The sequence below is a fragment of the Hymenobacter canadensis genome, from assembly GCF_027359925.1.
GTDB lineage: Bacteria > Bacteroidota > Bacteroidia > Cytophagales > Hymenobacteraceae > Hymenobacter > Hymenobacter canadensis.
In genome coordinates, this window is record NZ_CP114767.1 from 1,201,967 (window position 1) to 1,213,225 (window position 11,259).

At 64.0% G+C, this 11,259-nt stretch carries 13 protein-coding genes; all 13 read left to right on the plus strand.

Translation table 11 applies throughout. The features are described from left to right. Positions 1 to 2 precede the first annotated feature (2 nt). The 13 genes from O3303_RS05230 to O3303_RS05290 all read left to right on the plus strand — a co-directional run bounded on the left by O3303_RS05230 (position 3) and on the right by O3303_RS05290 (position 10,980). On the plus strand, positions 3 to 704 hold the full coding sequence (locus tag O3303_RS05230) for a hypothetical protein (RefSeq protein ID WP_269561013.1): 702 nt from the start codon (positions 3 to 5) through the stop codon (positions 702 to 704). Then, on the plus strand, positions 704 to 2,521 hold the full coding sequence (locus O3303_RS05235) for a hypothetical protein (RefSeq protein WP_269561014.1): 1,818 nt from the start codon (positions 704 to 706) through the stop codon (positions 2,519 to 2,521). Before O3303_RS05230 ends, O3303_RS05235 begins: the two co-directional genes overlap by 1 nt. Before the next feature lie 224 nt (positions 2,522 to 2,745). Beyond that, on the plus strand, positions 2,746 to 3,219 hold the full coding sequence (locus O3303_RS05240) for a LamG-like jellyroll fold domain-containing protein (RefSeq protein WP_269561015.1): 474 nt from the start codon (positions 2,746 to 2,748) through the stop codon (positions 3,217 to 3,219). A gap of 9 nt (positions 3,220 to 3,228) precedes the next feature. Then, entirely contained in the window at positions 3,229 to 3,687 is a 459-nt protein-coding gene (locus O3303_RS05245; protein WP_269561016.1) for a hypothetical protein, read from the plus strand. Between the two features lie 188 nt (positions 3,688 to 3,875). After that, a complete protein-coding gene (locus O3303_RS05250) occupies positions 3,876 to 4,814 on the plus strand; it encodes a S49 family peptidase (RefSeq protein WP_269561017.1) in 939 nt (312 codons plus the stop codon). A gap of 49 nt (positions 4,815 to 4,863) precedes the next feature. Beyond that, entirely contained in the window at positions 4,864 to 5,289 is a 426-nt protein-coding gene (locus O3303_RS05255; RefSeq protein ID WP_269561018.1) for a hypothetical protein, read from the plus strand. Between the two features lie 50 nt (positions 5,290 to 5,339). Next, positions 5,340 to 6,299: a hypothetical protein gene (locus O3303_RS05260; RefSeq protein WP_269561019.1), complete on the plus strand. Its 960-nt coding sequence runs from the start codon at positions 5,340 to 5,342 to the stop codon at positions 6,297 to 6,299. A gap of 87 nt (positions 6,300 to 6,386) precedes the next feature. Beyond that, positions 6,387 to 6,713: a hypothetical protein gene (locus O3303_RS05265; protein ID WP_269561020.1), complete on the plus strand. Its 327-nt coding sequence runs from the start codon at positions 6,387 to 6,389 to the stop codon at positions 6,711 to 6,713. Between the two features lie 49 nt (positions 6,714 to 6,762). Next, a complete protein-coding gene (locus O3303_RS05270; protein ID WP_269561021.1) occupies positions 6,763 to 7,308 on the plus strand; it encodes a hypothetical protein in 546 nt (181 codons plus the stop codon). 3 nt (positions 7,309 to 7,311) lie between these two features. Next, positions 7,312 to 7,542, plus strand: a complete 231-nt coding sequence (locus O3303_RS05275) for a hypothetical protein (RefSeq protein ID WP_269561022.1) — start codon at positions 7,312 to 7,314, stop codon at positions 7,540 to 7,542. Positions 7,543 to 7,993: 451 nt separating this feature from the next. Next, positions 7,994 to 8,614 (plus strand): hypothetical protein, encoded by a 621-nt coding sequence (locus O3303_RS05280; RefSeq protein ID WP_269561023.1) that lies wholly within the window; start codon positions 7,994 to 7,996, stop codon positions 8,612 to 8,614. Continuing rightward, positions 8,607 to 9,290 (plus strand): hypothetical protein, encoded by a 684-nt coding sequence (locus O3303_RS05285; RefSeq protein ID WP_269561024.1) that lies wholly within the window; start codon positions 8,607 to 8,609, stop codon positions 9,288 to 9,290. The genes O3303_RS05280 and O3303_RS05285 overlap by 8 nt, the downstream gene beginning before the upstream one ends. Next, on the plus strand, positions 9,280 to 10,980 hold the full coding sequence (locus O3303_RS05290) for a hypothetical protein (protein ID WP_269561025.1): 1,701 nt from the start codon (positions 9,280 to 9,282) through the stop codon (positions 10,978 to 10,980). Before O3303_RS05285 ends, O3303_RS05290 begins: the two co-directional genes overlap by 11 nt. Positions 10,981 to 11,259: the final 279 nt, after the last annotated feature.

Below are 11,259 nucleotides of genomic sequence, written 5' to 3' on the forward strand. Positions count from 1 at the left end.
CGATGACACTCGACCAAGCCTCCGCAGCTGATCTGGCCCCCGCCGGCTACGACCCGTTCGGCCTGCGCAACCTGGCCCGGGAGCCGGGCCTCGACAACCTGGGCGGGGTGGAGGCGCTCTGGTACACGCCGGTGAGCAGCTTCCGCTCCTGGCCCCTGGCCGGCGAGCTGGCCCTCGCGCACCTGGACCTGGTGCCGGGTGCCGTCTGGTACCAGCTGGTGAGCACCCGCGGCACGGTCAGCTACGAGCAGACCCGCAAGCCGCTGGGCCGGCACGGCGAGCTGTTTGCCCACAAGCTCAAGGGCGTGCTGCCCCGCCACTCGGCCGCGCTGGCCGCCGGCCTCGAAACCATGGAGAGCGGCCGCTTCGTGGCGCTCTACCGCGACCTGAACGGGCAGGTGCAGCTCGTGGGCACGCCCACCGAGCCGCTCAGCTTCCAGGACGCCTACTCGGCCGGCTCGCAGACCGCGCGCAACAACTACGACTGGCAGCTGCTGGGCCAGACCGTGCGCCGCGCCCGGCCCTACGCCGGCACCTGGGCCGTATCGGGCCGCGGCCTGGAGGGCGAGGGCCTGGTGCTGCAGCCCGGCGCCGGGGGCGCAGTGGAGCTGCGCTCGGCTGAAGGGCGGCTGCTGGCCACCGTGCCGGCCGGGCGCACCGTGGTGCTGCGCTCGGGCTTTAAACTCTCCTACCAAATCATCTGATGGCTCTTCCCCCCGTGCCCCCGCAGCCCCCACTGCTGCTCACCCCGACTATTTTCCAGCAGAAGTACCAGGAGCGCTTCGCCGACAACGACTTCTTCGACATCGAGGAGGCCGACCTGCGCGAGCAGGCCCGCGACGTGGCCAGCCTGCTGCTGCTCTGGAGCAAGCTGGGCCAGCCGCTGCTGCTCTCCACCCTCGATGAGCTGGCCACGGTCGATCAGCGCATCACGGTCGTGGGCCAGTCGGCGCTGGTAGCCAACGCCACCGATGCCGGCTCAGCGGCCACCGGCGTCGACGCCGGCGAGGCGGAGTTTATCCTGCGCAAAGACTCCACCGGCCCGCTCTGGGCCTACTCGAGCGTGAAGAGCAGCGCCCGGGTGCGGGTGCGCTGGCTGCCGGTGGGCGACCCCAGCGAGCGGCCCGAGTTTTTGCCTTACCTGCAGCTGGAGGACTATCCGGTCAAGGCCGGTGACGCCTTCAAGTTTGAGTTCGAGGATGGCCAGACCATTCCGCTGCAGGCCCGGCGCGATTTGCCCCTGCCCGGGGCCGGCATTATGAACCCGGTGCCCACCGGCGCCGCGGATGATCCGAACTACCTGCCGCTGGCTCCGCTCGTGTCGGCCTTGCCCGGTGCCGGCGTTACTGCCGAAAGCGTCGCAGGCGTGTTTGACAAAGACGACGGCGAATTCTACCTGCAGGTGCTAAATGGTAAGCTTCTGCCCACCATTCGGAACAGTGCCGTCGTGCTCGACAAGCTCGGTAATGATGTGCTGGAACGGTTGAGCGCCGCAGCGCCGCTGCTGCAGGTGCTCAATGGCACCACCAAAGCCAGCCGAGGCCGATTTTCGTCGGTGGCGTCTGCTCTGGCCGCGTTTCAGACGGGTGATATTCTGCTGGGCGCGGGCTACCTGCCAGGCCTCGCCATCACCAAATCGGGTACCTACCTGCTCAACGCCGCCTACGTCGGGGGAGAAGTTAGTATCGGCGCGTTTCCGAATTTTCAGCTACCACTCACCGTGCGCTTGTTCGGCCTGACCTTCAGTAATCGGTTGGTCATTATTTCGCAAAGTCAGGGCGGGCACACCATCGAGCTGAACGGCATCCATGGCTTGGCGGGTGGCTACATTGAGCACTATGCGCTGCAGGCAACGGCGTCCAGCGCCGACCGCATCCACGTGCTCAACGCCGATCTGCTCTGCACCAATTCGCCTAGCAGTATCTCGGGAGGCACCTTCGTGTTCCAGGGCCGCACCGATGCCAATAGTAATTACCCGCTGCTCGTGGTCGAGAACAGCCGCGTCGTGTCGCGCAATGGCCCGATTCTGAGCGGCTACGTGCATCCGTCGGCCCGTATCACCTGGCGGGGCAGTACGACGCTGCAGGCCGCTGGCAACGTGGTGTCGACGCTCTACCGCCTGCCGCAAAGCACAGCCTATGCCGATGCCGACCTGCTGGTCGATGAGAGCAGCACAGGCGGTGCGGGGCCGGGTGGCATTACGGCCGCGCAACTGGAAATGGTACGCAGCCAAGCCACGCTGAGCAGCCGTAAAACGGCGAACTACACGCTGCAGCTGGCCGATGCGGGCAATATCGTGCCGTTCGTCGCTGCCGCCGTCTGCACCATTCCCCCGGACGTGTTTGCCGTGGGCACGGTGCTGGAAATTGCCCAGGATGGCACCGGCACCGTCACCGTGGCGGCCGGCGCTGGCGTGGCCATTCGCACCGCCACGGGGCTGAAAACAGGCGGGCAATGGGCTAGCGTCGGCCTGCGCCAGCGCGACGTGAACGAGTGGGTGCTGACCAACGGTATTGCATAATGGCTGGCATTCACCTGCACCGCCGCACACTAAGCCGGATGGCTACGTTCGCCATACCGCAGGCGGGCAATCTGTTTGGACGCTATAGTTCCGAGCCAACGTACCTGAAAGAGGACAGTGGCCAAGTCGTGGAGTGGCTGGATGAAACTTCGCGTGGCATTGCCCTGCGTCCGAACGGCCCTACGCCAACGGTGGAAACCGTTGGTGGCTTACGCTACCTTACTATGCCGGCTAGCAATGGCGGGTTCATCAGCTCCTATGATTCGTTTCCCAATGGTAGCAGTTACACATTTCTGGTCCGCATCCGGCAGCCGGAGCTGCAGGACAACGCCTGTATTTTCGGCACCCCCGGCGGCCACGCCCTGATTGCCCGCAACGGAGGTACGGAGCTGGCGGTGTACGCCAACACATATGCGGTGCAGGCCGCTCATAACGTGCCCGCCGGCCAGTTCTACAACGTGGTCATGGACTACGATGCGGCCACGAACCTGACGCGCCTGTGGGTGAACAACGTGATGCTCGGGCAGGGGCAGGGCAATGGGCCGAACATGGGCGAGTATGCCATCCTGTTCCTGAATACCTACAGCTACGGCAGTTTCGCTGCCCGCAGCCTGCAGTATGGCGAAGTGGTGCTCTACAATACCATTCTCTCCGACAGTTCCCGTGCCGCCTGGCACGCCTACCTGCTCACTCGTTAACTTCTTTCTATGCCCTTAGTAACGCCCCTGCGGCAGTGCATCGACCTGCCCGTTTCCGACCGTGTTTTTGACAATACCCGCGTGCGCCAGAAAGCGCGCTTTCTCTCCTTGCGTCACGAGCAGCAGCCTGATGGCCAGTGCAGCGCCTACATTACGGTGGTGGTGCATCTGTACGCGGCAGCGGATGACGGCTATGGCCCGGCTATTGATGGACCGGGTTTTACTTCCTACTCCGTAGTCCTCGTGGCCGACAACAATACCATCGTCGAAGCGTCTACCGGCAACATCCTGCGCATCCGGGCGGGCGAGAGCAACGCCGAGTGGGCAGCAGCAGCCGAAGCCTATGAGCAGGCCGTGATGCTACAAGGCGACTTTTTTGAGTTGTTGCGCCGCTACTCGCCCATCGACATCGAGGAAATGATTGTGGGCCACATTCAGGCCGCCGATGCTATGAGCCGTTTCGTCTGATGCTGGAGCTACCTGATTGGTTCGTGCCCGCGCTGGCCTTGCTGCTGCTGGCCGGTATAATCAGCGCTGTGTGGCGCGGCTACCGCACCTGACCCATTAGTCCCTGGCCTATCTGGTCGGGGGCTTTTTTATGTCCTTTTTGCCCGGCTCGGGTGCTGGCAGCTTTGCATCACTTCAACCCTGAATCGATGCTTGGCTTAGTCTCCCGTTTATCTGCTTCTCCCTGGCTTATCTCGCGGGAACACCTGCACTCCTATATGCCGGTGCTGGCCTCGCTGCTCATGGGCACCGCCTCGCTGCAGGGCGGCCAGGATCTGGCCGAGCTACGGGCCGCAGCTGCTCCGGCAGACTTCGCCGTGCGCGTGGCCGGCAAGGGTGTCATTGCCTACGGCGCTTGGTCCCAGGCTGGTGCCAGTGCCACCGGTGGTGCCACGGATGGCATCCTGGTGCGGGTGATGGGCGTGAGTGGCCCACTGATGAAAGCCGACCAGGAGTGCGGCCCGCGGGGCCTTATGTCGCTGGCAGCCGACCTGCAGCGTACGGCCAAGGACACGGACATCAGCTCGGTGCTGCTGCGCGTGGACTCGCCCGGCGGGCAGGTGTTTGGCACCCAGAGCGTGGTGGACGGCATCAAGGCCTGCCAGGCGGCCGGCAAACCCGTTGTGGCCCTGTGCGAGGATGGGCTTATGTGCTCGGCGGCCTACTGGATAGCCTCGGCGGCCGACACCATCATTGCCACCCACGAGACGTGCACCGTTGGCTCCATCGGCGTGATGGCCAGCTGGATGGACGTGCAGCCGGCGCTCGAGAAGATGGGCGTGGCCTTCCACGAGGTGTACGCCGAGCAGAGCAGCCAGAAGAACGCCGACTTCGCCGCGGCCGCCAAGGGCGACTACAAAGCCGTGCAGGCCAATCTGACGGCCATTGCCGGCGGCTTCCTGGGCGCCGTGCGCGCCAACCGGGCCGGCCGCCTCAACGAGAAGCTCTTCGTCAAGTCCGGCTACGCGGCCGGCAAGGCCGGCTTTGCCAGCGAGGCTGGCGAAATCGGCCTAATCGACGCGCTGGGCTCGCTGCCCGATGCGCTGGGCGAATGCGTGCGCCTGGTGCAGGCCAGTCGCTCCCTCTAAGCAGCACCCTCTACTTCAACGACCACTTTTTTACTTCACTTGACTACCCATGGGACTCCAACTTTTCGGCAAATCTGCCGCTACCACGCTTGTTCTCGGCGCCTCCATGCTGGCGCTGGTGGGCACTGAATCCGCTACGGCCGAGCAGGTCGACGCGGCCAACCAGGAACTTGATGCCGCCGGCATCAAAGGCGCCCAGCTCGTGCCGGGCGCCGCACTCGAGGAGCTGACCGCCAAAGCCGGCCGCGTCGAGGCGGCCGAGAAGGCGCAGGCCGAGGCGGAGAAGAAGGCCGCCGACCTGCAAGAGGCCAACACCAAGCTTACCGAGCAGGTGACTGCCCTGGGCAAGAAGCCCGGTGCCGACGCCACGACGCCCGTGCGCAAGGACGGCGCGGCCGACCTGCAGGAGGAGCCTACCTCCGAGTCGGAGGCCCAGCAGCTGGTCGAGAAGCTCCACGCCGAGATGCTCGGTTAGGGCCATACCAGCCTCCAAACCTGATTTTTCATCTTTTTTAAGCCCCATCCATGGCTTTAGCAATTACCGCCGTAGTGGCCCAGTTCGGCGCCTACTACCTCAACCAGGGCCAGAACCTGCAGCGCCTCTACTCGCTGCTGCGCTCGCCGACCACCACGGAGAGCATGTTCACGCCCATCAACACCGACGACACGATGTGGCGGGCGGCCAAGACCATCTTCAGCCGCGTGGTGCAGCCCTTCCAGAAGGCCTTTACCCCGCTTGCCGGCGTGGAGTTCCAGCCGGTGGAAATCCGCCAGTTCCGCCTCAAGGTGGACGCTCAGGAGTACCCCGACGAGCTGGAGGACACCTGGCTGGCGTTCATGGACGGCCCGGAAATCGACCGCAAGGCCTGGCCCTTCGTGCGCTGGTACGTGGAAGTGTACCTGATTCCGCAGATCAAGCAGGACATCGAGTTCAACGAGATTTTCCAGGGCGTCTACCAGGCCCCGGTGGCCGGCACGCCGGGCGCGGCCGGCACGTCCATCAACGGGCTGAAGATGATCATCAACGGCCACGTGGCGGCCGGGCGCACCACGCCCATCGTGACGGGGGCCCTGGAGCTGACCAATCCCGAGGCCCTGGTCGAGCAGTTCGAGGCCTTCGCCGATGGCATCCACAAGGACTATTGGGAGATTCCCATGATCCTGGGCTGCTCGCCGACGGTGGCGCGCCAGTTCCTGCGGGGCCAGGAGCGCAAGTACGGCAAGAACACCGGCGGCGGGGCGCTGGACCTGACCATCAACAAAACCAACATCAAGCTGCAGGGCCTGCCCTCGCACCGCAGCACCGAGAAGATCTGGTGCACGCCGGTGGGCAACGCCATCATGCTGCGCCGCAAGGTCAAAAACCAGTCGGCCGTGCAGGTGGAAAACGTGGACCGTCTGCTCAAGTTCTTCACCGACTTCAGCATGGGCGTGGGCTTCATCCTGCCCGAAATCCTGTTCACCAACGACCAGGAGCTGGCGTAAGGCCCGCCGGTAGCAGCCGGCTCCCAGGTGGGGGCCGGCACTTACCGGAGTATTTTTTCACACAACTGATTTTACGCTTTCCTCATCATGGCTGAAGCCAAAGACAAAGAAGAAACCCGTCAGCCCACCATCGAGTCGCTGACGGCCGACAACGTGCGCCTGCAGGGCGAGTTGGAGCTGGCCCAGAGCATCATCGCCGGCCAGGCTGAGCAGCTGGCCAACAGCGAAACGGCCCAGCAGCAGGGTAACGTCATTGTCGTGAGCTACGACAAGCAGCAGTACCGCGTGCTGGGCCGCAAGTTCTCCATCAAGGGTGAGGAAATCACGGCCGAGGCGCTGGGTAAAAACAAGGCGGCCCTCAAGCACCTGGTCGAGTCCAAGAGCGGGCTGCTTGTGCCCATCGGCAAGGCCTAGGGCCGGCCCGCATTCCTTCATTTCTCACCTAGAGTTAACGACTAGCCCCATGGACTTATCGAATTTGAGCCACCTCGGCGGCCTGGAAGGGGCCGACAACACGCCAGGCCTGCTGGGCTACGTGCTGTGGGCCCCGACCAGCTGGTTTGCCACCATTGCCAAGGCCCCGGCCTACGTGGGCACGGCCCCGGCCGGCACGTCGGCCATCATCGCCACGGACCACGCCTTCCTGCAAGGCAAGGGCTTTCTGCGCATCTACATCACGCTCGACTCCAACGAGCTGAAGGCCGAGGTAGTCGGCGAGCGGGACGGCCGTGGCCAGAAAATCACGTTCGAGGGCTTCCACCCCGGCAACAAGGCCTCGTCCATCGAAACGTTCAACATCATGAAAAACACGGACGGCATCCTGCTCGTGCCGGACGCTGATGGCACTTACCTGCAGGTGGGAGCTGAGGGCCTGCCGGTGGAGCTTTCGCCCAGCTACGGCTCGGGTAAGCTCTCCGGCGGCCGGCGCGGCACCACGCTCAAGGGCGAGTGCTACGCCAAGGCCGTGCAGATCTACGCCGGCGACGTCATCGAGAAGCCTGCCGCCTAAGCAATGGAGAAGCAATCCTTGCCCCAGCTACTGCCGGAAGTCGCGGAGAAGTACACAGCCACCATAACGCCCTGTGTTATCGAGATCCAGCGGCTACGGCGCAAAATCGACCTTCGCCGGCTCACGCTGGCGGAGGCCGATGAGCTGGTCAAGGATCCGCTCTTCCCTTACCTGGTAGCCAGAAAAGCCCGGAAGAGCCGGCCGCCAGCAGGGAAACAGAAAACCGGTATGTGAGAGAAACGGTGCGTGAGCGGGAAAGGCCTCAGCCAATGGCTGGGGCTTTTTTGCGTTTCCGGCCACTCCAGCACGTGCAATAGGCTCCGACTGGAGAGTCGGAGCCTAGGCGTTGGTTGTGGGGAAGGGAGCGGGGGGACTGAAAAGGTATTTAGGGGGAATTAGGCCGCGGACGGCGTCGTAACGGGGGGAGACTGTACGCCACCGAGTAGCAGTAAGGCAACGAAAGGCAGCAGCGGAGAAGAAGAGGTGCTCATGAGAAGCGAATGCGGAAGCAGTAGTAGAATGGGAGCAAGTTAGGTCCCTAATCGACTCTCATTCAAGGACAATGCCCCTGAAAATGTGACATCCATTTTTCAAGTATTTAACAGTAGATTTCGGGGGTTGGTAAAAGAGGGGAAGCCGTTTTTACGTCCTTTTTGCCCGAAGCAGGCCGCGGCAGTTTTGCGGCATGCACCTCTCTGAACTCACCCACTGGCTGGCTGCGCCGGCCGATTTTGCCCAAGGCGCAGCCCTGTACGCGCAGCTGGGCCATAGCCCGGTGTACCGGCAGCTTTTTGCCCTGGGCGAGACCAGTTACAGCCGCCAGCTACTGGAGCGCGAACTGCAGGCGCTGGCCAGCGACCCGGCACCGGTGACAATTGCCCCACCGCCGGCTGCTGCCACTTTGCCGCCCACCCAGGCCCATACTGACGCGCCTGAGTTGCTGCCGTTGCGGGCCCGTTTACGAGGCCTGCGTGACGAGCGCAGCCAGCTGCACGCCCAGCTCACGGCCCCGCGCCTGAGCGAGAAGGACCGCGGCAGGTTTGCGCTCCGGATCCTGGTCCTTGGCGACCAGGTGCAGCAACTTCTGCAGCTGGAGGAGCACGTGCTGCGTCAAGGGGCGCTGCCGCCCGGCCCGGTAGTCCTGGCCGATATCGACGACCAGGGTGAGCTGCGCCGCCGGCTCGACAACCTGGTCGCCACCCGCTCCAAAGTGCGCAAAAATGCCAGGCGCGCCGCGGAGCTGCCGGCCCTGGAGGCTGACATCACCCTGATTCGATTGAAACTAACCCCTACCACACGTGTCTGAACAACTTCTTATGCCGGCGTCGGCCCAGCCTAAGCTGCCCAGCTCGACGGCCGTCGAGCGCATCTACGCCGCCAGCATCGAGGAGGCCGACGGTACCGGCCCCGGGCTCAACGGCCTGTCGCCGGCCGACAAGCTCCTGAATCAGCAGATGGAGGCCGCTTACGCGCTGCTGCTCAATTACCACACCTTCGAGCAGGCCTGGCCACTGCTCCAGAAGCAGTTCGGCATCAGCCGCGCCACGTGCTACCGGCGTTTAGCCGATGCCCAGAACCTGATGGGCGATTTGAAGAAGGTCAAAAAGCAGGGTGCCCGGGCCATGCTCATCACCCACACGCAGATGATGCTCCAGCTCTGCCTCACCCAGCGCCCGCCCGACGTGCGCGGGGCGCTGGCCGCGGGCAAGTTCTTGGCCGTGCTGCAGGGCCTGAACCGAGCCGATACGGCCGAGGATGCCAACAGCGGGGGCGGGGCGACCAACTACGTCATCAACGTGAGCTACCAGGGTGCCCGCGGCCCCAAGAGCCGCAGCATCGACATCACCAAGCTCGACGACGTGTCGGATGCCGATTACGAGCTGCTGCAGGGGGCCGTGAGTGAAAACGTGTTTAGCGTGGAGGCCATGGAGGTCATGCTGGCCGAAACCAGGGGCGAGGAGGCGCCGGGCCATGGTAGTTGATCAGGTCAAGCTGAAGTTCAACCAGCCGCAGCTGCGCTACATCACGGCCCGCGGCAAGAAGGAGGGCGTCAGCCTCTGGGGCCGCGGCACGGGCAAATCGAGCATTATCGCCTGGGACATTCACGAAATCGTGCAGACCATGCCCCGCAGCTGCTGGGTGATCGTGGGCTCGACCTACAAGCAGGTGCTCTCGCGCACGCTGCCCAGCACCATTTCGTCACTGGAGCGGCTGGGCTACAAGCTCAACCGCGATTTTTACATCGGGCGCAAGCCGCCGCCGACGCTCAACTGGGACCGGCCCTACGAAGGCCCGCTGAGCTACGACCACTTCATCATCTTCCGCAACGGAACCGGGTTTCATCTGGTCTCGCTCGATGCCGGCGGCTCCAGCAGCCGGGGCCTGAACGTGGACGGCTTTATCGGCGACGAGGCCCTCTTGTTCGATAAAAACAAGCTCGACGCCGACCTGTCGGCCACCAACCGGGGCAACGGCCAGTATTTCGGCAAAAACCCGAAGCACCACGGCGTATTTCTGTTTTCGTCGATGCCCTGGGGCGACCAGGGCCGCTGGCTGCTCGACAAGTCGAACTACTATGAAAACCACGGCGTGGACCTGGTGGAGCGGCAGAACGCGCTGATCGATGCCCAGGTACGCTTCCTGGACGCCGGCAGCGACGAGGAGCGGCTCAGTATCTGGCGCGAGCAGGTCGTGCCGCGCATGCGGGACGTGTCGTATTTCCCCTCGGCGGCCAAAAAGGGCACGTTCTACTCCGAGGCCAACGCCTTCGACAACATCCAGAACCTGGGCCTGCAGTACCTGCTGGATCAGCGCAAGTTTATGACCGACTTTACCTTCATGGTGGAGATGATGAACCGGCGCCCTACGACCGTAGAGGGCGGCTTCTACCCGCAGCTCAACCAGGCCGTGCACGTACAGGAGTGCGCCGACGACAGCTATATCCTGGGCCTGGAGTATGATCTGGGTAAGCTGAAGGCTGCTGGGGGAGCCACCTATGGCATAAGGGGAATGGAGAAGGACGAGTCCACGAGCCTGGGCGACAGCGACTGCCGCGCCCACAAGCCGCTGCGCGTGTCGGTGGACTGGGGGGCGCGCATCACGACGCTGGTCGTGGGCCAGCCCCACCCGGACCAGCGCGAGTACCGCTTCCTCAAGGGCATGCACGTCAAGCACCCAGCCTTTATCGACGATCTGCTGGACGAGTTCTGCCGCTACTACCAGCCCCACCTGCTGAAGGAAGTGGAGTTTCTCAGCGACGAGGAGTACGGCAACGCCCGGCGTCCAGATAGCGCCTACACGCTCAACGAGCAGTTCATGCGAGGCTTGCGGCAGCGGGGCTGGCGGGTGAGGCCCTACGGCCTGGGCCGCATCCCGGGCCACCCCACGCGCTACCAGCTGGCCCAGACGCTGCTCTCCGAGCGTGACCCCCGGCTGTTGCGCCTGCGCTTCAACAAGGTCAACACCAAGGACGTGGTGCAGGCCATGCTGCTGGCCCCAGTGAGCCAGGACAGCAAGGGACGCATTGTCAAGGTCAAGAGCAGCGAGCGGAAGGAGAGCTTCCCGGCCCAGCATGCTACCCACTACACCGACAACGTGGACCTGCACATGCTTAGCTGCGGCACCGACATCATCAACGCCGGCGTGGACTGGAGCAGGATGCTCGTGGTCTAAGCCTGGTACCTACTACCTCATGATAAGCCCCCATGCCGCCTGCATGGGGGCTTTTTGCTGGGCCTCGGGGTTGGCTTGCGCCAGGAACTGCCAACGCGTACTTCGGTGGGCTGATGCCCTCCGTGTCCTGTTTCGGCGTCCGTGTGAACCACCTGACCCCCACAGATATCCCCGAAGTCGCTCCTGGCAGCTGCCAAAACGCGACAGTGCAAGCCGGGGCATCGCGCTACACGAGTGAGACTGGAAAACGCCCGAAAGCCCCAAAAACGGCCTGGACGC